At 69.5% G+C, this 22,275-nt stretch carries 12 protein-coding genes and 2 pseudogenes; 6 read left to right on the forward strand and 8 right to left on the reverse strand.

Features of this window, described 5'->3' with window-relative positions:
• Nucleotides 1–135: 135 nt before the first annotated feature.
• The gene (locus ACWEQL_RS17860; RefSeq protein ID WP_452151212.1) at nt 136–780 is read left to right on the forward strand and encodes a hypothetical protein; all 645 of its coding nucleotides are present in this window, start codon (nt 136–138) and stop codon (nt 778–780) included.
• A 256-nt stretch (nt 781–1,036) separates the two neighbouring features.
• Here the strand turns inward: ACWEQL_RS17860 and ACWEQL_RS17865 are convergent, their stop codons facing one another.
• Nucleotides 1,037–3,334, reverse strand: a complete 2,298-nt coding sequence (locus tag ACWEQL_RS17865; RefSeq protein ID WP_452151213.1) for a hypothetical protein — start codon at nt 3,332–3,334, stop codon at nt 1,037–1,039.
• A 237-nt stretch (nt 3,335–3,571) separates the two neighbouring features.
• Between ACWEQL_RS17865 and ACWEQL_RS17870 the strand changes: the two genes are divergently transcribed.
• Together ACWEQL_RS17870 and ACWEQL_RS17875 are read left to right on the forward strand one after the other, a co-directional pair.
• Complete coding sequence (locus ACWEQL_RS17870; protein WP_452151214.1) at nt 3,572–3,955, forward strand: hypothetical protein; 384 nt, start codon at nt 3,572–3,574, stop codon at nt 3,953–3,955.
• Between the two features lie 273 nt (nt 3,956–4,228).
• On the forward strand, nt 4,229–4,402 hold the full coding sequence (locus tag ACWEQL_RS17875) for a hypothetical protein (protein WP_452151215.1): 174 nt from the start codon (nt 4,229–4,231) through the stop codon (nt 4,400–4,402).
• A gap of 61 nt (nt 4,403–4,463) precedes the next feature.
• Here ACWEQL_RS17875 and ACWEQL_RS17880 read toward each other — a convergent pair whose 3' ends face one another.
• From ACWEQL_RS17880 to ACWEQL_RS17905, 6 genes and pseudogenes are all read right to left on the reverse strand, one after another.
• Complete coding sequence (locus tag ACWEQL_RS17880) at nt 4,464–4,832, reverse strand: hypothetical protein (RefSeq protein WP_452151216.1); 369 nt, start codon at nt 4,830–4,832, stop codon at nt 4,464–4,466.
• A gap of 283 nt (nt 4,833–5,115) precedes the next feature.
• Nucleotides 5,116–6,090: a hypothetical protein gene (locus ACWEQL_RS17885; RefSeq protein ID WP_452151217.1), complete on the reverse strand. Its 975-nt coding sequence runs from the start codon at nt 6,088–6,090 to the stop codon at nt 5,116–5,118.
• Nucleotides 6,091–7,130: 1,040 nt separating this feature from the next.
• A complete protein-coding gene (locus tag ACWEQL_RS17890) occupies nt 7,131–7,775 on the reverse strand; it encodes a hypothetical protein (protein WP_452151218.1) in 645 nt (214 codons plus the stop codon).
• A gap of 554 nt (nt 7,776–8,329) precedes the next feature.
• The gene (locus tag ACWEQL_RS17895) at nt 8,330–8,620 is read right to left on the reverse strand and encodes a hypothetical protein (RefSeq protein ID WP_452151219.1); all 291 of its coding nucleotides are present in this window, start codon (nt 8,618–8,620) and stop codon (nt 8,330–8,332) included.
• A gap of 68 nt (nt 8,621–8,688) precedes the next feature.
• Nucleotides 8,689–9,186, reverse strand: a pseudogene (locus ACWEQL_RS17900) (transposase); the annotation flags it as partial.
• Between the two features lie 22 nt (nt 9,187–9,208).
• Nucleotides 9,209–10,481 (reverse strand): annotated as a pseudogene (locus ACWEQL_RS17905) (IS3 family transposase).
• A gap of 603 nt (nt 10,482–11,084) precedes the next feature.
• On the opposite strand from ACWEQL_RS17905, the gene ACWEQL_RS17910 reads away from it, so the two are divergent.
• Nucleotides 11,085–18,983 carry a ricin-type beta-trefoil lectin domain protein gene (locus ACWEQL_RS17910; RefSeq protein ID WP_452151220.1) on the forward strand — a complete coding sequence of 2,633 codons (7,899 nt, stop codon included), beginning with the start codon at nt 11,085–11,087 and terminating at the stop codon, nt 18,981–18,983.
• Nucleotides 18,983–19,480: a hypothetical protein gene (locus ACWEQL_RS17915; protein ID WP_452151221.1), complete on the forward strand. Its 498-nt coding sequence runs from the start codon at nt 18,983–18,985 to the stop codon at nt 19,478–19,480. The genes ACWEQL_RS17910 and ACWEQL_RS17915 overlap by 1 nt, the downstream gene beginning before the upstream one ends.
• A gap of 554 nt (nt 19,481–20,034) precedes the next feature.
• Here the strand turns inward: ACWEQL_RS17915 and ACWEQL_RS17920 are convergent.
• Nucleotides 20,035–21,228 (reverse strand): IS110 family transposase, encoded by a 1,194-nt coding sequence (locus ACWEQL_RS17920; RefSeq protein ID WP_452151222.1) that lies wholly within the window; start codon nt 21,226–21,228, stop codon nt 20,035–20,037.
• Nucleotides 21,229–21,555: 327 nt separating this feature from the next.
• Here ACWEQL_RS17920 and ACWEQL_RS17925 point away from each other — a divergent pair, with 327 nt between their 5' ends.
• Nucleotides 21,556–21,966, forward strand: coding sequence for a hypothetical protein (locus ACWEQL_RS17925; RefSeq protein ID WP_452151223.1), 411 nt, complete (start codon nt 21,556–21,558; stop codon nt 21,964–21,966).
• Nucleotides 21,967–22,275: the final 309 nt, after the last annotated feature.

The following is a 22,275-nucleotide window of genomic DNA, read 5'->3' on the forward strand; positions in this document are numbered from 1 at the left end:
GCGGCGGCCGGCCAGCGGCGGCGAAGGCGAAGGGCCGTCGCCGTGGCGTCGTCGACCTGCCGGGCCGCACGCCGAGCACCCGGTCCGGCCCGGCAGCGGGCCGGCTGTCGGAGCGGAGTGCTAGCCATAGTGGCCATGGACACCGACGACGCCACAGCCCTGCGCGCAGAGGACGACCCCGAGGCGCACTACCAGCGCGCGCTCCGGACCCTGGAGAACGACGGCATCGACGGCTGGGAGAGCGCGAGAGCGCAGTTCGAACGAGCCGCCGCCCTCGGCGGACCGGACATGGCCTGGCGCATCGCCGACGCCACCCAGTGGATCCCCACCCAGGCCGGCCACTGGATGAGCCAGGCCGTCCTGACGACGGGCGAACCCGGCGGCATCACCGTCGATCCCGGCCTGCTGCGCATCAGCGGGGGCGATGACGGTGACCCACTCGTCCAGCACTGGGAGATCGCGGTCCGCTCCGCGCAGCACGACGCCGCCCTCACCGCGCTCACCACCGCCGCTCACCACCGCCTGTGGGCCGTCCTCGAGGACGGCACCGAACTGCCGCCCGACGAAGCCGAAGACCTCATCGACGACACCGACCTCTACTCCCCCAACTATGTCGCCACCAAGCCGGACGTCCCGTCGGTCTGGCTCGACTGCAAGGGCGCCGTCATGCCGCTGATGGCCCGCACCGTGCTGCGCATCGTCACCGAGGAGCTCAAGAACGCCGGGATCCACCAGGCCGTCCTCTTCACTCCCCGTCCGGACGACGAGCACAGCTCCTGAGTCCCTGCCCAGCTCCGGCCGGCGACGCTGCGCGCCGAGCCCAGGGCGGCCTGCCTCCAGGCTGTGGATGGTGGTCGACCGTCTCGGTCCGCATGCACGGCCGTGGACGCCACCGCTTCGTGGCCTCGCTGCTGTCGGCGTGTACCGGCAGCGGGGACATCTGGTGGACGGGATGTCGAGGGTCTTCGACATGGGTGTCGAAGACCCTCGACATTTCCGGGTCGGCACGAGGCGTGTGGGGCCCGGGTCGCTGGTGCTAGCCCTGCAGGGCGCGGCGGGCCTGGATCCGGGCGAGGGTCATGTCCAGCTGCCGCTTTCCGCCCGGGTAGGGCACGGGTTCCCAGATGATGCCGGCTTCCTCGCACACCCGGGCGACGACTTCCTCGGCGCCAAGGGTCTCGTGCAGCTTCTCGCCCTCGCCGGACAGCGTGATCCACCACAGGGCGGTGGTCGTCTCCTTCTTCCCGTCCGTTCTCGGCTTGAGGAGGTAGGCGCCACGCCAGCTCAGACGGCCCTGGCGTTGAAGGGCGTTGAGCTGCTCGGCAAGATGGCGCTGGCGGGCGATCCGGAAGGGCTGCATCGGAAGCAGCTGCCCGGAGGGTGCGGCCGGGGTGCTGCGTTCGGGCGCCGAAGGGCCTGCCGGGGTCTTCGGCGCGGCCGGCGCGGCGTGCGTCCACGGGATGCCGTGGGCCTGGGACAGGCGGGCGACGAGGTCCTCGGCCTCCTGCAGCTCGTAGAAGCTGGGGAGCTGAGGCTGATCCCGCAGAACGATCCACCACCAGGGCCGGGGCGGTGCTTCAGTCCGGTTCCAGATCAGGATCCGCTGGACCTGGAGGCGGTCGAGCTGCTCGCCCAGCCGGCGCTCGCGCCCGGTCGGGGGCGCGGACCGCGGCCGGAAGACGCCGCCGAGCGGGGCGCGGCGGCCGACAGTGGAGCGGGGGGCGGGAGCGAACTCGGCAGGGCTGGCGGGTTTCCAGGGGCGGCCTGCTGCCGCGCTCATCGCCTCGACGACGAGTTCGGCGGCTTCGAGGTCGTACAGGGCGTCGGCGTGGCCGGGGCCGGCGATCCACCACATCGGACCGGGGTCGTCGTCCCAGTAGTCGTCGATCTCGTTCTCCCAGAGCCAGGTGAGGTGTCCGATGCCCTGGAGCCGGGCGAGCTGCTCGCCCAGGTGCCGCTCGCGCGGCGTGCGGTAGGGGGGGTCGGGGATCGGGTGGCCAGGTGGGTCGGTGCGCGGGTGCGGCAGCCGGCCGGGCGCTGCGGGGGCGGGTCCGGTGGTGGGTGTCGTGGTCTTGCCGACCGTCGGGGTGGGGGCGGCGGCTTCCGTGCGGCGCTGGGCGATGAGCCGGTGGATCGTCTGCTGCAGGGCCGCAGCCGGGCCGGGCCCCATGTCGGGGTTGACGGTGGTGGTGGTGAAGTCGTCGCCGGTCAGCGTGTTGGTGCTGAACGGATCGACGCGCACGCCCGGCCGGGGCGTGTAGTAGGTGTACGGCCCCGGGTACTTGCCGATGGTCAGCGCGATGACCTCGGCTGCTCCGGCCTCGGCGAGCAGGGTGCGGGCCCAGTCCAAGGACATGCCGCTGGTGGTGAAGTCGTCGAACACCACGATGGTCTTGCCGGCGACCGTCCGGCGGTACCGCGGGTTGATGCGCACACTCTGGGCCTGTGCCGCGATGGAGATGCCGGCGGGTATGCCCGTCCGCCGGGCCTTCACGCGTTCGAGGCTGGTATCGGGGGCCTGGACGGCGCGCTCCAGGAGGTCGGCCTTGAAGTAGGAGCCGACCACGGTCTTGGCGAGCTCGAGGTAGGCGGCAAGCTGCGGGCTGCCCTTGCCCGGCGTGCTGCTGGGGTAGACGCAGAACTGCAGGGACCTGGCCGGCAGGGCGCCGTCGAGGTAGGCGGAGCACAGAAGGTGGAGCATGAGGACGTCGCGGCCGGGCTGGCCGGCGATGGTGACCGGCTTGTCGTAGGTGAAGACGTCCTGGAGCGTGAACGAGGCGGGCGTGCTGGCCGGCAGGCGGACGTTCGGCGGCAGGAGAGCGCGCAGACGAAAGGCCCGGACGTCGTCGTCGATGCAGAACGCGAAGTCCGGTTCGGCCAGGAGGAAGTTCTCCAGCAGGGCGCGGATGGCGTCCGGGTGCTCGTAGGTCAGGGCCAGGACGTCCTTGGTCGCCACGTCGGCCCAGCGGGCGTGGACGTACAGGACGTGGGCATGGATGCCGGTGTACCAGTCGACCTGGCTGCTGCCGACCATGAGGAGCTGGTTGGCGCGCAGGCCGAGCAGTTCGGCGGCGTGGGTCAGCCAGCGGGCGTTGCCGCGTGGTTCGCGGCCGGGGAGGTCTTGCGGGCTCAGGTGGAGCGCCGGGGCGGGCAGGCCGGCCGCGGCGCACGCGGCGGCGGCGTCGAAGCCGTCGCCCGTGAGCAGGACCCAGGCGAGTCCGTTCCGGCGGAGCCAGGTCAGCAGCGACTGGATGCCGGTGTGCGGCGTGCTGTCGGTCCGGAAGACCACCCGCCGGTCCATGACGACCGCCCGCACCGTCTTGCTGGTCTCCATACCGTCCTCTCGCCCAGCCCCGTCAGTGCCCTTGATCGTCCCAGCAGGCACGGTCGGCGCGCACCGAGTTTGCCCAACTGGCCGCGCTCTGGGTCGCATTGACCCGGGCGGCCGCCGATGCGCGGCTGCGGTCGCCCGGTCGGCGCTCGGGTCAACTCGGCGCTCACCCGGCCTCGTTCGGATGAGATCCCCGGCGTGGCCGGTGACCTGCGAACTGCCGGGCCGTATCGTCGGGCCGTGGCTGGTGATGTTGGTATCGCGGAGCGCCGTTGCGGCTGGGATCGGGCGGTGCCCGCCGCCACCGTCTGCGCGGGGGCAGGCGTCTGGGCGTGGTTGGTGCCGCACGTGGCCGGGTCACTGGGTTCGCAGGCCGGGTTCAGCAACGTCGACGCCTGGCTGGCGGCGATGGTCCTGCCCGTCCTCGGAGCGGTGACCGCCTACCACCACCGCATCGCCAGCGCCCGGCGTCCGGCCGGTGTCGGCTGGGTCTTCTCGAACGGCATCGTGGCGAGTCTGCTGCTCCATCCCGCCCCGGCCCAGCAACCGCTCCAGCGCGTACCTGCCTGCGATCACCCGCTGGTCCACCAGCCCCCCAACTCCCCAGAACTGCGTGCAGTTTAGGCCTATCCTGCCTGCCCCTGCGTCCCGTTCGTGACGATCCGTTCGCCGAGCAGGCCAGACCGGAAGACCGCCAACCGCGGTAGTAGCGCCAGGCGGCGCCCGATCTCTGATGGCCTGTGGCCTCGAACCGCTGGGACTCCACGACGACCCGCAACGTACGGTCTCCCTCTGTGCTCTCGGCGGCCTGTTCGCCTTCACCGCCGGCCGGAGGAACGACGGCCTTCCGCCGCGGGTTGCACCCGACGACCGGAGAGCACCGGGTCGCGTGATGCTGTGAACGGGATGTTGACGACGGCCGGGCCGCTGCACCGGGCGCTGGTCACCAGGTCGCGCGCCGTCGAACACGTCCTGCTCTCCTGGCGGGCCGACGCCGTACCTGGCCGCGAGCACCGACCGGGGCAGGCGTGCTGCGGACGGCCCCTCGCCGCCGGCGACCCGGGCCGGTGACAGCAGGGCCCGGCCGCTTCGGCCGGGCCCGTACGGGATGGGTGCCCGGTGGTGCCCGGCGCTACTGCATGATCGTTCGCGGCAGGTGCGAGGGCGTGCCGACGCAGCTGTACACCTGCAGGGTGTAGCCCCGTCCGATGGTCATCATGGTGGGATTGCGCAGGCTCCGGTAGGGATTCCCGACGAGCTTCGCCGTGTCCGAGGTCGTTTCGGCCGGCCGCCAGCTGCCACTGGCCCCGTCCCATTCACTGCCGTCGATGGTGAGCAGCGCCTCCAGGGGCCCGCTGCACTCGCCGCACTGCCGTTCCTCGTCGGATTCGGCCGGGTCGCGGAAGGTGAAGGGGGCCGGCCATCCGCCCGCCTTCCAGCCGGGAGCGACGGACAGATCGCTCTGGTAGCTCACCGACTGCTGTGCGCACCAGGCGTACACGCGCTCCTTCAGAGCCCGGTCGAGTAGATGGCCGGGTGGGAACTCGTTTACCGGTTCGGGGTTGGAGCAGGCATGGCTCCGGCACGTGGTCGTCGCACAATGGTGATAGGGCTGGGCATTGTCCCGAAGGCGGCCCTGTGCGGCGATACAGCGCGGTTGGGCTGGGGACGGGGCAGACCGGAAGCTGATCCCCGAAGAGAGCTGGGCCAGGAGGACGGTCGTCGGGCCCGGCTTCCCCGGCCGGCCGTTGGTCGTGGGCCGGCCGGGAGGTCACCGTGGTGGGCTACTGCCAGGCGATCATCCGCAGCTCGCCGGACGATGACGTGCCCGGCGCGTCGGACGGGATGGAAGCGATCTTCCGGGGAGCGGCGCCGGGCGTGAGGTCGATCCGGTAGAGGTCGGTGGGGGCGCCGGCAGCGCTGCTGGTCGGCGAGAGGAAGGCCACTGATTTGGCGTCGGGCGAGAGCACGAAGTTGTTGGTCTCGCGGTCGGTGTCGGGCATCAGCTTCTCGACCTTCTCCACGGAATCGAAGGAGGCTGCGAAGGTCACGCGGTGCATGCTCTTCGCCGAGAGGCAGATGAGGTTGTGGTCGTCCGTCCAGAACTTGGGGGCGCACTGCTTGGGGACATCGGCGGAGCCGGGCATGGTCGGATCGGTGCTGGAGGGGCCGACGAGGGTGGGTACGACGTACTCGTCCCCGTACCCGGCCGCCGGTGCGTCCTTGCGCCAGATCCCGAGGTTGTAGTCGCCCCCGGCGGCGGCGACGGTACCGGCCGGGTTGACGACCACGAACTTGGTGCCGGCGCTCAGGGGGGCTCGTGACCACGGATGGTCGCCCGCGAGGGTGAATACCGGGCCGTGGGCAAGGCCGTGGTCGGTGGCGGCAGCGCCCTGCCGGCCCAGGTCACGGCTCATCACATGGCCTTGCTCGTTCGCGTACCAGAGCGTCGACGTCCCGTTCTGGAAGACCGGGGCCTTGTCCTTCGGCATCGCGCTGAAGCCGTCGCTGGGCGGCGCCCCGACCGGTGTGCTCTCCGGCTTGAGCGTGAAGGCGGCAGCGGAGCCGTCGCTCGGGTTGCCCGCCTGCGGGCCCGGCGAGGACAGCAGTCGGCCGGCCACGAGGGTGAAGTCACCGTTGAAGCTCTGCCGGAGCACGCTCGGCACGGTGCCGCGGCCGGAGCGGTCGCAGAGGACACCGGCGTCCGCTCCCTGGGGGAGCTGCGAAACGCTCTGGGCGACCTGCTTCCCGTCGGTCACGGAGTACGAGGCGAGGGTGATCACCTGGACGTCCGGCCTGTTGCCACCGGGAGCCTTCCTGCCGCACCACGAGAGGGTGACCGTCCCGGGCGATCCCACGGGCAGGGCCGCGACAGCGCCCGAGGAACTCGCCGCGGCGGTTGCTCCGGGAGAGCTGGCGTCCTGCGCCCTGTGCTGGTCGCCCGAACCGCTGTTGCAACCGGTAACCGCCAAGGCGATCACCGCCGCGACCGCCGACCCGGCAAAGCCCCTGCTGCGGTGCCCCATGTACCTTCCGCCCCCTTCATGACAACGACCGGGACGCTACCAGACCGATGGCACACGGGGAGTGACGGCCCAACAGCAAGACACGCCGCCGACAGGCCCCCGCCGCGAAGGGTAGCCGTGGTGGTCGCCCTCGGCGAGACACGACTCCGATGCTGCCCACGGTCAGGATCTGCCGGACCAGGCCGCCGAAGTGGATGAACGTCCGTTGGCACGGCGGCGTGGCCGCGTAGCGATGCGGCGTAGAGGTGGCCGGGCCTGGCCAGATGGGCGTGGACCAGGGTGTCAGCGGCGGTGGATCTCGGCGGCGCGGTCGGGCCGCCAGGCAGCGTCTGCGACGCGATCTTCCTCAAGCTGCCGACCCGGACCTCCGCCTTCTGCCGACGCGGATCGGCCTCCCAGGACCGGCCGGGCGTCACGAGTCGTTCCGTCGGCGCCCCGACCTCACTCCCAACCAGGCCCAACCAGCAGCCCCCTAACGTCCCTGACCTGCACGGATGACCGGGCGAAGGGGTCCGGCGGCACTCGCGGCCAGAGCGGGCGGGCATGCTGGGATGAGCAGCAGCGGCCAGGTGGCGGACGAGCACGCCAGCGGCCCCGGGATGGAGCGGAGACCCGCTGAGCAGCTGGTGGGTGACTTCCTGACGTCGGCGAGGGGTTTGCCACTACCGGGAGCAGCGGGCCCCGGGCTGGGCCGGTGGGGCGCTGAGGGCCCCAGGCCCCGCCGCCCGGAGCTCACCCCCTACGCTGAAGCGGACGTCCACCGCAACCAGCGCCTATGTGCCGGTGGCCTCCAGCTCCCGCAGTTCCTGCTCGGCGCGCTGCTGGTCGGCGACCGCGTCGATCCCGAAGCCCACCGCCCGCACGTAGGCGGCGACCCTGCGCCGGGCGAGGTCGAGGAGTTGCTCGTGCGGCCAGGGTTCGCCGCGGCCAGCCGCCTGTCCGCAGCGCACGTTGTCGTCCGTGACCTCGGACATGGCGCGCATCACCGCGCCGACCGCGGTCAGGTCGGACAGCTGCGCGCTTCGCCAGGCCAGGTACTCCTGGCGTAGGTAGCCGATGACGCCGTCGTCGCCGTCCCACTCGGCTGCGTCCGGGCCGAGCGGGCCCAGGCCGGTGCCGCCGTGCCGGTCGAGCTGCCGCAGCTGCAGGGCGGCGCCGACCACGGCCGGGCCCGGGCGCCTGTCCGGCCCGGCCGCGGAGCCGGCGGCGGCGTCGGCCGGCGGGGCGGAAGTCTGCAGCGCGGTGCGGTCGAGCAGCGCTGCATGGCGTAGTACCCACTCCCGGCCGTGCATCGGCGACGTGCCGTGGTCGGCGCGGGCGAGGTTGAGCATCGCCGCTGTCTCCACGTGCGGCTCGGGGGCGTCCGCGTAGGCCTCCTGCGGCGTGGGGGCGGCCGGGGTGGCGGTGTTCTTCGGCATCCTGCGGTTGCTCCTTGGCGCTGGTCGGTTCGGGCGTTGGGAACGGGGTCGGCCTCTTGGCGGCCGTGGTCGCCGTGGCGCCCGCGATCGCAGGACGGGGACTGCGCGGCCCCGGACCAGTCTCGGCGCACCGGGTGCCCGGCAGGTCCGGATCCGGAGATCTGATGGCACTCGATTGCACGATGGCGGCCCGGAGCAGCGAACAGTACGCCGGTGCAGGGCGGCTGGTCTGAACACCGCGCCCTGGCTGCCGCTCGCGGTTGCGGGTCCTGCAGGTGCGGCTGGCAGGGAAGGTTCCCCGCGCGCTGGCCGCCGAGGCGGGCGGCAGCGCCGCCTGGGACGGTGTCCTTGCGGCCAAGGCCCTCTTGGTCAAGTGGCTGTCGGCGAGGACAGGCCCACCTGGAGCACTTCCGGAGCCGCACCTGGCGCGGCTGGCACCACCACGTCGCCCTGGTCACCGCCGCCCGCGCCTTCCCGGCCGACGGGCGATCCTCTGCCGACGTCGAGGGGCTGCGGCCCGTGTCGGCGCGCGGCCGTCTGCGGAGTGACCGAGGTCAATCGATGGTGGTGTTCGCCCTCGGAGCCTTTCGGGCGTTGTTCCTGAGATTGGCGAAGGGCAGAGCTCCTCCGTGGAGTTCCTTGAACTCATCGAGCAGGTCCTGCTCGGCCTCGCCCACGTCGCCCTCGGTCATCGGCCGCCACGCGACGAGCAGTGCGTCCGAGTCGGCCAACTGCCAGATGTAGCGACCACCCCAGTGGCCGGCCATCAGGCCGGTGCCGTGGCGGCGGTAGGTGGCAAGCCGCTGATTCAATCCGTCCTGGCCCGCGGCCTTGCCGATGTACACGACCGCTGCACGATCCACCCAGGCAGCACCGAGAGGGCGTTTGATGTGAACGAATTGCCGTTTATGCCCTAGTAGGTTCCTCGCCAGGTTGGTGTGGTTTCGTCCGCTATGCGCTTGGTGAGGTTGTCGATCGAGGCGATGTGGATCATGGCTTCGGAGCTGGCCGGAAGGGTCTCGTGGTCGCGAGCGAGGCGGCGGCACAACATGAGCCACCCCCGACTTCGTTCGACGACCCAGCGCCTTTTCACGACGTGGAAGCCGCGGACGTCGGATTTTCTCGCGACGACTTCTACGTCGATTCCGAGGCCGGCTCCGTGCTCGATCATGGCGTTCTTGAAGCCGGTGTCGACCCAGCTCTTCGAGATACTCAGGTAGGTCTTCTTGGCCTGGTTGAGGAGGTTGATTCCCAGGGCGTTCTCGGACAGGCTCGCGGCGGCCACGGTCACGGCGAGGAGCAGGCCGAGGGTGTCGGTGAGGATGCCGCGCTTCCGGCCGACGATCTTCTTCGCGGCGTCCGTTCCCTGGCCGGCCAGGGGCACGTTGGTGGAGGTCTTCACGCTCTGAACCGCCCCGGGTTCGATAGAGACCTCAGCTTGTGGTTGTGACCTGCGGTTTTGCGGTTGTGAGGTGGTAAGTGTTCTCGTACTCGACGGGCGGGACGTGGCCTATCTCACCGTGGAGTCGGCGGTGGTTGTACCAGTCGACCCACTCGGCGGTGGCGAGCTCGACCTGCGACAGCGTGCGCCAGGGCCGCCGGGGCTTGATCAGCTCGGTCTTGAACGGGGCTTGATCAGCTCGGTCTTGAACAGCCCGATCGTGGACTCCATGAGGGCGTTGTCGTAGGCGTCGCCGACCGACCCGATGGAGGCTGCGATACCGGCGGCATCGAGGTGCTCGGCCAGGCGGAAAGACGTGTACTGACTGCCCGCGTCGCTGTGATGTATCAACTCGCCCCGTCTGGGCGGGTATCCGTCGCGGTCGCGCTGCCACAAGGCCATCTCCAGGGCGTCCAGGACGAGCCTTGTCTGCTTCGTGGTCGCGGCGGACCAGCCGACGATGCGCCGGGAGAAGGTGTCCACGACGAACGCGACGTAGACGACGCCGGCGAATGCTGCCACATGCGTGAAGTCCGCAACCCAGCACCGGTTTGGCGCCGGCGCGACGAAGTCGCGGTCGACCAGGTCCGGAGCCCGTTCGGTGGACGGGTCGGGAACTGTGGTGACCACGCGCTTGCCGCGGACGGCTCCGGTGATGCCCAGGTCCCGCATCAGCCGCTCGACGGTGCAGCGGGCCACCGCGTGGCCGCGGCGGTTCAACTCGCGCCAGATCTTGCGGGCGCCGTAGACCCGGAAGTTGTCCTCGTACGTTGTCGTGATCAGATCCTTCAGTTCCGCATCGCGGACCGAACGGGCGGACTCGACACGGTTGTTGAAGGCGTAGTAGGTGGAGGGGGCGATGCTGCAGCCGTGCTCGGAGAGCACGCGGCAGATCGGCTCGACACCGCCGAAGCGGCCCCGGTGCCCGTCGATGAACGCTACGAGCGCAGATGTGGCCGGTCGAGCTCGGCCGCGAAGAAACTCGCCGCGGCCTTGAGGATCTCGTTCGCCCGCTTCAGCTCGGCGATCTCCTTCTTCATCGCCTTGATCTGCGCGGACTCCTCCGTTGTCGTCCCCGGGCGCTGCCCGGAGTCGACCTGGTCCCGCCGGACCCAGTTGCGCAGCGTCTCGGCCGAGCCGATACCGAGTTTCTCCGCGACGGCCCGCAGCGCGGCGGACTCGTTCGGGTAGTCACCGAGGACCTCGGCGACCATGCGAACCGCACGACGGCGCAGCTCAGGCGGGTAAGAGGAGGGACGTGCCATGACTCGAATCCTTACACGAAATCGAGTCCCCACCGAACCCGGGGCGGTTCAAGGTGATGGCGGCGTCCGGGCGCGGCCGGGTAGCGGCTTGGTGATGTCTGGTGGCCTGGACGGGGGGCCTCGCTGCCGCGGATCCATCGCGTCTGGCAAATGCTCAGACTTTGTCAGTGATTACGGACCTCGTAAACCGGTGACCCTGCCATCGTGGCCATGCTCAAGTTCGTATCTCCTTGTCGTCTGTGAACCGATGCGGATCGCTCAGGTGACCTCTTGACGCACGTTGGTCACCCCATCGTCTGTAGTGATTCGGGGGGTCGCGAAGCATCGGGTCCTGAAGCTCTGACCTGGTAGGGCTTGGTTCCATGGCGCGAATATGGGCTGAAGTGTGGCGTACTGGTCGATAGCTACCTTGTTACCGGTGATTAACCAGATCGCCGTTATGTGATCGCAATCCTAACTGGGCGTGAGAGAGCGTCTGGGGATGGGAGGTTGGTGCACGCCGCGTGTTCGCGCGGCATGCGGACCTCTCTTTGAAAGAATCTGATGTCTCGACGGTTTCCGGCCTCGCCCGTGTTCGCGGGTGGGGCCTTCTCTTCGCGCAGATTGCGCCGGATATCCGGTCTGCTGACGCTGGGGCTGCTGGTGCAGACGGGGGTCGCGCTCGACGCGCTGACCGCCGCACCGGCCGCCGCTGCTCCCGTTCCTTTCTCGGCCCCTTCGGGTAACGAGGCGCCGGACCAGGCGTCCGCCCTCCTGTCGGCCCGTCTGCAGGGGCATCGGGTGGAGGTCACCGGTGCGCGTACCGAGTACGCGACCCTGTGGGCGAACCCGAACGGCACGCTGACGGCCGAGCAGTCCGCCGGTCCGATCCGGATGAAGGTCGGTGACGCGTGGGTTCCGGTGGACACCACGCTCGTGCGGACCGCGGATGGCAAGGTGGCCCCGAAGGCGCACCCCGAAGGCCTGGTCTTCGAGGGCGGCGACGCCGGTGTGAGCGTGGGCGACGGCCTTCCCGGTGCCGTTGCGCCGCAGCCCGTCCCCGCCCCCACGGCCACCGCCGGCGCCTCGCCGAGTGCCACGCCCACCGTGACGGCCTCGACCACCGCAACGGCGGCCGCCCCCTCGGCGTCACCCACGCCCACGCCCACGGCCACCGCGGGTGCGTTGCCGAGCCCGTCGGCTTCCCCGAGTGCCACGGCCGAGCACGCCTCGCACGGCACCGCCCATGCGCTGGCCCCGGTCGCGGACCCTGCGCCGGTGCAGCCCGCGCCTGCGGAGCGTGAGCTGGTGAAGGCCGGCTCCGGTGAGCAGCAGCTGACGTTCGGCTGGCTGGGCAAGTTGCCGCAGCCGAAGTTGGAGGGCAACAGGGCCACCTACGTCGACGCCCGCCCGGGCGTGGACCTGGTGCTGGAGGCCACCCGTACCGGCTTCGAGCAGTTCCTGGTCGTCAAGAACCCCGCCGCGGTATCCCAGGCCGGCACGCTGACGCTGCCGCTGGACACCACCGGCCTGACGGTCGCCCGTCAGGCGGACGGCTCGATCCACCTGCTGGACAAGGACTCGGGCAGGCCCGCCGTCAGGATCCCGGCCCCCGTGATGTGGGACGCCGTGATCGACCCGGCCTCCGGCGAGCACCTGAACCGCGCCCCGGTGGCGATGGAGCTGCGGGGCGAGGGCAAGGACGCCGAGCTGGTATTCACCCCGGATGCCGCGTTCCTGAACGACACCGGGCGGCAGTTCCCCGTCACCATCGACCCGGTGGTCGACCTGGGGTCGACGTTCGACACCTGGGTGCAGAGCGACTACGGCACCGACCAGTCCTCCTCCACCGAGCTGAAGGTCGGCACGTACAACGGCGGCGGCGTCAAGGCCCGTTCGTTCCTGCACTTCCCGACCTGGGACTACCAGGGCAAGCAGGTCCTCGGAGCGACGCTGTACCTGTGGAACTTCCACTCCTACTCCTGCGCGCAGACCGAGTGGGAGGTGTGGGACACCGGTTATGCCTCGACGGGCACGCGCTGGAACGCGCAGCCGCTCTGGGGTAAGGAATGGTCCTATTCCTTCGAGACCCGCGATATCGACTCCGGTGACCCGCAGCAGTGCGCCAACGGTGACGGCTCGGGCTGGACGAAGGCGGACATCACCACCCTCGCGCGTTCGTGGGCCGGCAACGGCCTCGGGACCAACGCGATGGGCCTGAAGGCGGACAACGAGTCCGACAGCAACAGCTGGAAGCGGTTCGACTCCTCCGAGGGCGGCCACCCGCCGTTCATCTCGGTGACGTACAACAGCGTGCCGCCGACCCCGGCGAGCGTGGATGTGCAGCCCTCGCAGCCCGGCAGCCCGACCTACACGAACTCGGCCACTCCTCGCTTCCTGGTCCGCGCCGATGACGCGGACGGCGGCACGGTTGGTGTCAATGTCGACCTGTGGCGGGGCCAAACCTTCGTCAACGGCATCTACCGCCTGGTGCCCGCCAACACCTACCTGCAGGTCACCCCGCAGGACCTCGGTGTCGCGAGGCTGGACGAGAACGTCTCCTACGGGGTGTGGGCCCGCGTGTCGGACGCCAACGCGGCCTCCGGCTGGGTCGGCACCACTGTCATTGCGGACACCGTCGCACCGGGCGCGCCGACCGTGACATCCGCCAGCTACCCGAACGACGGGCTGTGGCACGGTGCGGCGAACCAGGGCGGATCCTTCACCTTCACGCCTGCCGCGGGCACCGGTGACCTGGTGGGCTACGTCTACACCCTCGACGGTGCCGCGCCGGTGACGGTGAATGCGACCTCGAACGTCAGCACGACGATCACCCCGACCACCGAGGGCCGGCGCGTGCTGAGCGTGCAGGCCAAGGACCGTGCGGGCAACCTGTCGCCGCCGGTGGAGTATGTCTTCCACGTCGGACAGGCGGGCATGAGCTCGCCGGTGAACGGCACCCAGTCCGCCAAGCGCGTCAAGCTGAGCGTGGACGCGCAGTCGCAGTTCAAGCGGGTGATCTACCAGTACCGTCGTGGCCCGGGCGCCACTGAGTACACCGTGCCGCGCACCAACATGACGAAGGCCGACAACACGGCCGTCACCGAGGACAAGCCGCGTCTGGCCGACCTCGGCAGCCACGCCAACTGGAACGTCCTGGACACCCTCGGCAACGTCGGCGGTGTCGTCCAGGTCCGCGCGGTGCTGTTCCCCGAGGACGGCTCTGGCAACGGCTACACCACCGCATGGAACACCCTCACCGTCGACCGCAACGCCGACGGCGCCGCCGCCACCGACATCGGCCCCGGTTCCGTCAACCTGCTGACCGGCGACTACTCGACGAGTGTCACCGACGCGAGCGAGTTCGGCATGACACTCGCCCGCACCTCCTCCTCCCGCGACCTCGCGCGCGGCTGGCAGCCGCAGGGCGAGCGCCTGACGCTCAACCAGCGCCAGATCGGCACCGACACCGCTGGGTTCACGGCCGGGCAGGCAGCCCTGTCCCGCTCGACCGCCCGCGGTCACGACAGCTCCACCGACTCGCTCCTGGTCGTCCCCGGCGGGGCCGGTACCTGGGACTCCTTCGCCTCGCTCGGCCCGGAGTACACGCTGGGCCAGGGCATGCGCCCGGGGAAGACCTATCGGCTGACCGGCTGGATCTACGTGCCCGGCGCGACCGGCCTGGACAACCCGCTGCCCGACTACGGTCTGCGCCTGGTCGGCCTGTACAAGACCGGGGCCGGCTACGGGTCGGTGCCCTCGGCCAAGGCCGCCTACACCGACGGCTGGCAGCAGTTGACCGTCGACATGGTGGTCCCGAAGGACGCCACGGAGGCGTGGTTCCGTCTCTACAACGGCAATGCCGGTGGCAGCGGCAAGGAGGTCTTCTTCGACGACCTGTCGCTGAAGGAGATCGTCGCTCCGTTCGGTCCGCAGTGGGCCGGCGGCCCGGATGCCGGAACCGGATCCGAGTTCCGCTCGCTGTCTTTCCCGCAGTCGGACCTGGTGGAGATCAAGGGCAACGACGACTCGTCGCTGACCTTCGCCAAGGGCACCGACGGCAGCTTCTTCCCGGAGCCGGGCGCCGAGTCGCTGACGCTGAAGGCCGTGGCGGCGAAGTCCGGCGCGCTGGTCAACTCCTCCGGCCAGTGCCTGGAGGTCCCGAACGGCGTCGCGAACAACGGCACCACCCTGCAGGGCGCCGCGTGCACCGGCGCGGCCAACCAGCAGTGGAGCCGTGACGACCAGCAGCGCCTGCAGCTCCTCGGCAAGTGCCTGGACAACCCGGGCGGTGTCAGCGCGGACAACACCCTCGTCCAGCTGTGGGACTGCAATGCCTGGTCCAACCAGCGCTGGGACGTCCTGGCCGACGGCCAGGTCATCAACCAGCAGTCCGGCAAGTGCCTGGACGCCTACCGCGGCGCCACCATCTGGACCTGCTGGGCGGGTCCCAACCAGATCTGGGACGTCCAGACCGCCGGCACCACCTACGAGCTGACCGACCTGGACGGCTCGAAGACGGTGTTCGCACGTCAGGCCGGCTCCAGCATCTACCAGGTGGTCAGCGAGAGCGGCCCCGAGGCGGCCTCGACCACCCGCTACCAGTACGACACCACCGACGGCCGCTCCCTGGTCAAGCGCGTCATCCCGCCGGTCGAGCCGGGCGTGGACGACGCCAACAAGTGCTCGGTCGACCCGCTGCCGCGCGGCTGCGAGGTCATGGAGTACGAGTACGCGAAGACCACCACTGCCACGTCCACTACCCCGGGCGACTACGTCGACCGGATCAAGGCCGTGAAGGTGTGGTCCTGGAACCCCGCCACCTCCCGGCAGGAGGCTGTCGAGGTCACCCGGTACACCTACAACGACCGCGGCTACATCGCCGAGAGGTGGGACCCGCGCCTGGCCCAGCCGCTGAAGACCACGTACGCCTACGACACGGACGGCCGGGTCACCCGGACCGGCGTGCCCGGTGAGCTGCCGTGGGACTTCGACTTCGGCAAGGCCGGATCCGACCAGGAGCCGGGCCGTCTGCTGAAGGTCCGCCGCGGAGCCCTCACCCAGGGCACCAAGGACCAGGTGAACGGCGATACCGCCACCAAGGTCGTCTACGACGTGCCGCTGACCCGCAGCGCTGACGGTCCGTACGACATGTCCGGCGCGGACGTGGCCACGTGGGCACAGACCGACGCCCCCACCGATGCCACCGCCGTCTACGGGCCGGAGGACGAGCCGGGCACGCACACCGCCAGCGCGGCCACGCCGGGCAAGAACGGCTATCAGCAGGCGATCGTCCACTACCTCAACGCCTCCGGCAACGAGGTCAACACGGCGGCGCAGTCCGTCACCGCCTGCGACGACGTCACGCATAAGCCGTGCGGTGACATCGACACCAAGGAGTACGACCGCTACGGCCACGTCGTGCGCACTCTGGAGGCCACCAACCGCGCCATCGCGCTGAACGTCCACCCGGATGCCGACCGGTTCGCCGCCGAGCTGAACCTGCCCTCGGACCCCAAGGCCCGGGCCCGTCTGCTCGACACCCGCACCACCTACACCCCGAACGGTCTCGACGTCGTCGACACCCTCGGCCCCGCCTACCGCGCCCTGCTCGCCGAGCAGGTCAACGGCAGCACCACCCCGGCCAAGGTCGTGACGGAGGGGGAGAAGCTCCCACAGCTCGGCACCACCGCCACGGTCATCGTCCAGCGCGACGAGGGCAACTGGGTCAGCGGCGGCTGGTCGGACAACTCGCAGGTCATGCTGCGCGGCACCAAGGCCGGGGACAGCGCGACCTTCCGCGTCAGCGTCCCCGAGTCCGGCGACTACCAGTTCACGGCCCGCCTGACGAAGGCCGGCGACTACGGCATCGTCAAGTTCGCCATCGACGGCACCGACCTGGCCGGCACCTTCGACGGCTACAGCGGCACCCTCACCGCCGTCCCCTGGGAAGCCGGGGCCGCCGTCCACCTGGAGCCCGGCGACCACCAGCTCCAGCTGACGGTCACCGGCGCCAACCCGTCCGCCGCCGCGCCGTACTTCCAGGCCGGCATCGACCAGATCACCCTGACCAAGACCACCCTCAACCCGACCCTCCCGGCCGGCACCTCCGTGGTGGCCCGCGACCACAACACCAACACCTACGACGAAGGCAAGCCCGACGGCCAGGCCTACCACCTGGTCACCACCCAGACCGACGGCGCCCGCATCGACGGCTACGCCCAGGACGCGGAGCTTCGGGTCACCAAGACCGGCTACGGCACACCGCTCGGCGGCACCAGTGGCTGGACGCTGAAGAAGGCGACGGCAGTCACCACCGACGCGCTCGGCGCACAGCTCACCACCAGCACCCGCTACGACGCGAGCGGACGCACCGAGGAGGTCCGGGTCCCCGGATCGGCCCAGGCCGACGCCAGTACCGTGAAGTCCGTCTACTACACGGCCGGGGCCAACGCCGCGAACACGTCCTGCGCCAACCGCCCGGAGTGGGCTGGCCAGCTGTGCACCAGCGGGCCGGGTGCCGACATCACCGGCGCGGACGCGGCGCGCATGCCCACCACGCTGCCGGTCAAGCAGGTCACCCGCTACTCGCGTGCCGGGAAGCCGGAGGAGGTCACCGAGACCAACGCCGGCAAGACCCGTGCGACCGTCGCCGTCTTCGACGCCGTCGGCCGGACCGTCTCCACCGAGGTCACCGGCGGCGAGGGCCAGGCGGTGCCGAAGTCCGAGACCGAGTACGACCCGGCGACGGGCGCGGCCGTGAAGACCACGGCCGGCGGCAAGTCCGTCACCACGGTCAAGGACCTCCTGGGCCGGGTGATCTCGTACACCGACGGCGAGGGCGGCACCACCAGCACCGAGTACGACAGGTTCGGCAAGCCGGTCAAGGTCACCGACCCGACCGGTGCGGTCACCTACACCTACGACCGTGCCAAGGAACCGCGCGGCATGGTCACCTCCGTCAACGACAGCCGGGCAGGCGAGTTCACCGCCAAGTACGGCCCCGACGGCCAGCTCACCGAGCAGACCTACCCCGGTGACATCGTCCGCAAGGACACCGCCAACGCGTCCGACAAGACGGTGGCCCGCACCTACACGCGGACCTCGGACAACACGGTCATCTGGGCCCAGAACCAGGAGATCTCCACCCAGTCCCAGGTGACCCGGAACACCACCACCAACAGCTCGAAGGCCTACACCTACGACCGCCTGGGGCGCCTCGTGAAGGCCGAGCAGACCACCGCCACCGGCGACTGCACGACCCGCACCTACACCTTCGACACCCACTACAACCGCACCGCAGGGACCGTCTCCGGCCCCGCCACCGACGGCACCTGCACCACCACCGGAGGCACCACCACCACCCACACCTACGACAGCGCCGACCGCATCACGGACGCCGGCTACACCTACGACGCCTTCGGCCGCACGGCGAAAACCCAAACAGACACCATCGGGTACTACACCAACGACATGGTGGCCTCCCAGGAGACCACCGAAGCGCGCCGCGCCTGGACGCTGGACCCGACGGGCCGGCTCTCCCGATTCCACCTCGCGACCAGCAAGACGAACGACACCTGGGTCGACGGACCCGCGAAGATCAACCACTACGCCGGCGCCGGCGACAGCCCGTCCTGGACCGTCGAGAACGAGTCCACCAACGCCTGGACCCGCAACACCAAGGGCCCGGACGGCGACCTCGTAGCGACCAGCACGAACGGAGGCGAGATCAAACTCCAGCTGACCGACCTGTTCGGCAGCGTGGTTCTGATCACCGACACCGCCCTGACCACCCCCGTCCTCCTCGACTCCGACGAGTACGGCAACCCGGCCACCGGCCAGTCCGCCACCCGCTACGGCTGGCTCGGCGGCAAACAACGCTCCACCGAGGCCCTCGACGGCGTCGTCCTCATGGGTGTCCGCCTCTACAACACCGGGACGGGCCGCTTCCTTTCGACGGACCCGGTCCACGGCGGCAGTGCCAACGCCTACGAGTACAACTACGCTGACCCAATCAACCGTTATGACCTTGATGGTCGCATCAGTTGCAAATTCTGCGGAAAGGCATGGAATAGCATTATCCGACCCGTGCCGAGGATATCCATCAAGGGCGGCCTGAAGCTGGCAAAGAGAAAGGCTATTAGCGGCGGAAAATTCTTCTACAGGGCCAACAAGGAGATGGCAAGGACGGCATCTCTTGTCGGTGTAAACTATCTCATGCGCAAAACGGCCCCGTGGTTGGGCTACCGCTGCTCCGGGACTCGCTACATAGCTGTCTGCTCCGGAGGATGGGGGCTCCACAGCAGGGGTGGGACGACTATTGGTTCGACGTTTTTCACGGGGAATGACCCGAGCATGCGCACGGACGACGTTCTTGAGCACGAGCGGGTTCATGCCTTCCAGTGGATGAGGTTCGGAATTCTGTTCCCCTTCAAGTATTTCAGTGCGGGTGTAGATGCTTGCACCAACATCTATGAACAGCAGGCGGGCTTGGGGAAGGGGAACTATACACAATGCCTGTGATGAGAAAGATGGCTCTCGCCACGTGCGTGGCCACCATCTCTGGACTCCTCGCCGGATGCTTCATGTCGGACCCGGAACCGCCTGCATTCGGCTACCGATTCGTCGATGGAAAGGTTGAGATACTCGTCCCCCTCTGCCCGGATGATCGGCTGGATAAGGTAACGGTGGCCGACCTTGAGGGTGACCGTGTCAAAATGTTCACGGCATCTGACCCGAATACCGAAGAGGCGGCCAAGGGGAGGATAGTGATCCTAGACGCCCGAGGGTGGGTTCCCGAAGGATTCGCCGACCGTCAGATACTTGACGAATCCGCTAAACTGCCCCGACTTCTACAGATCAGCTACACCGCTGTCGATGGTTCTGGATTCTCTGGAGCAGTCGAGATGGAGAAGGTGAGTGCGGCTGCTCTGCAGCCCGGCCAGTATTGGACAAAAAACGGCGCCAAGACGGCTGATGAAATCAACCGACAGCTCCACTGTTCTGGCTCGACACCCTGACAGTCGGAGTGGATTTTAGAAATTCGGCTTCACCCCCCGAGTATGACAATTAGGGGTGTTGCCGCATGTGGCCACTTTGAGCAGGCTGCGAGCTTTTTTGCAGGCGCCCGGGCCGAGGACTTCTCGCCCGGGCGTTTTGCATGGAGCGCGGCTCCGGACTTTCCTGTGGCCCGCTGTATTGGACAGGCTGTTTGGGGTTCTGACTCAAGGTGGAGATCCGTGCCGCGCAGCAGCAACCCGCGCGTGACCCTTGGCAACGGTCTCTGAGCTTGTCGTTTCACCTTCGGTGATCGACTCCGGGTTGTTCGAGCTGGTCACCCACATGGGGATCTGCCAGACAAGACGACGGCCTCCGTCTCACGCTGTGTGATGTCGAGTCGCACAACAGAGCCGAAGGTCGTCGGTGTCGATTGTGGTCCCTGAAGCCGTTCGCCAGCAGGCAATCTCGGAACTGTCCTCCTTTCAAATGGACTTGTACGCCGCAATGCCCCGCCGCGCGGATGCACTGATTCCCAATCGGGTTTGTCAAGGGCCCGGTAGCGGACGGTGACGGGTTATGCCGCTGCGAGATCGCGTCGGGGCGGCTCGGTGGTGAAGGTGCGCTGGTCGCGTATGAGGGCCCAGAGGACGTCGAGGCGGCGACGAGCGAGAGCGAGGACGGCCTGCTTGTGGGACTTGCCCTCGCTCCTCTTCCGTTCGTAGAAGGCCTTGGAGGTTGGGCAGCAGCGGGCGGCGACCTGGGCGGAGAGATAGAAAACGCGCAGGAGACGGCGATGGTAGCGGTGGGGGCGGCGCATGTTGCCGCTGATACGTCCGGAGTCCTTGGGAATGGGGGCCAGGCCGGCGATGCCGGCCAGGCGGCCGGATGTGCCGATGGCGACCAGGTCGCCGCCGGTGCAGGCGATGAACTCGGCGCCGAGCAGGGTGCCGATGCCGGGCATGCTGGTGATCGCATCGGCGTGCCGGTGTTCGCGGAACCTGGCCTCGATCGCCGTGTCAGTGGCAGCGATCTCCTCGTCCAGGGCCATCACGGCCCTGGCGAGGGTGTGCACCATGGCCGCGGCGGTCCTCTCTCCGGGGATCACCGTGTGCTGGGCGTGGGCCGCCTCCAGCGCGGTGGCGGCCACCGCTTTGGCGTTTCGAACTTTACGGTTCGCCAGCCAGGTGGCGAGGCGGGCCTCGCCGATTCTGCGGAGGCCGGCGGGTGTCTGGTAGCCGGTCAGCAGGACGAGGGCGGCCTTGGAGGTGCTGTAGTCGAAGGCGCGCTCGAGGGCCGGGAAGTACTCCAGGATCTGGGCGCGCAGGCGGTTGATCGCCCGAGTGTGGTCGGCGGCCAGGTCGTAGCGCCGGGCGGTGAGGATCCGCAGGTCGACGGCGATCTCGTCCGGTGTCTGCAGGAGCTGCAGGTCGCGGCGCATGCGGGCTTGGTCGGCGATGACGTAGGCGTCCTTCGCATCCGTCTTGCCGTCGCCGCGATAGCTGCCGGAGGCGTGGTGGACGGTGCGGCCGGGAATGTAGAGCAGCCTCTGCCCGTGGCCGGCCAGCAGGGCGGCACCGCTGGCGTTCAGGTCGATCGCCCAGGTCACCGGCTCGCCCTCGCTCAGCTGCAAGACCTCGCCGATCAGTTCGAGCAAGGATCCTTCGTCGTTGGCCACCCGCCGGGACAGCCTCCGCCTGCCCTCGGCATCGATGACCGTGCAGTGGTGCTCGGCCTTGCCCGCATCCGTCCCTGCCCACAGCTCGGGCACTCGCGCCTCCTCATCGATCCGTGTCCTGGTCCCTGCAGACGACCACGCCGACGTGTCCTTACGAAGCGATCGAGTTCGCGCATCCCAATGAGTGGCCGTGTCGTCGCGGGGCACCGGGCGGCCAATCAGTGAGAGCCTGATCACTAACCCGTGCGGATCGCTGGATCGGGTGATCGTTGGGATGGCGTGAACTTCCGTCCTGTGTGGGAGAGATCTGTTGATTCGTCTCTTTCGATCCATGCGGAGGTTGCTGGTGCCGTCGGTGTTGGGGCTGGTGGAGGAGCGGGAAGCCGGGGCTCGTCGTGAGGTCGAGCGGCTTCGGGGCGAGTGGCTGCTGCTCTCGGGGAGGCCGAGGCGGAGTTGTCGCGGCTGGTGATCGCCCGGGAGACGCTGCGGGATGTGCTGCATGGGAGGCCCGACGGCCGGGGCGCCGCCGTGGCGATCGGCCCGGCGATCGCGGGAGCGGACGGCGGGATCCGGGTGGCTGTGCCGGTGCGGGAGCCCGGCATGGGGCTGGGCGCTCTCCCGCCGATCTACCGGGAACTGGCGCAGGCGTTGGGGGCGTCCCCGGAGCCGTTGCAGGCTGGTGAGCTGGCGCGTCTGCTCGGGCTGGAGGCGACGGCCTCAGTGGTGGAGGGTGTGCGGGCGAAGGCGAAGCGTCTGGTCGTGCGTGGGTGGGCGGTGCAGGCGGATCGGGGCCGGTTCGCCTGGGCGGTGGTGCGGGCCGTGGCGGCCTGACCGGCCGGTTCATCCGGGGTGGCCTGCCCGTCGGGCCAGGCGGCGGGTCATGAGGATGGTCATCGACCAGGTGACCATGGCGAGGTGGTGGGCGGGCAGGCGCTCGTAGTCGCGGACGCAGCGCCGGCGCCGGCAGATCCAGGACGTTGGGTCGGCCGCGCGGCGAGGTGCCTGCCCGTGGCAGGTCCTTTTCCGCGCGGCCTCCCGCCGAACCGGACATGACGGTTTCCCTGTCATCCGGCTCTCCAGTGATCACGGCGTGAGTGATCGGGCCGTTCGCGCTTCGTGGATGCGGTCATGGCAGGCAGT

The organism is Kitasatospora sp. NPDC004240, assembly GCF_053603215.1.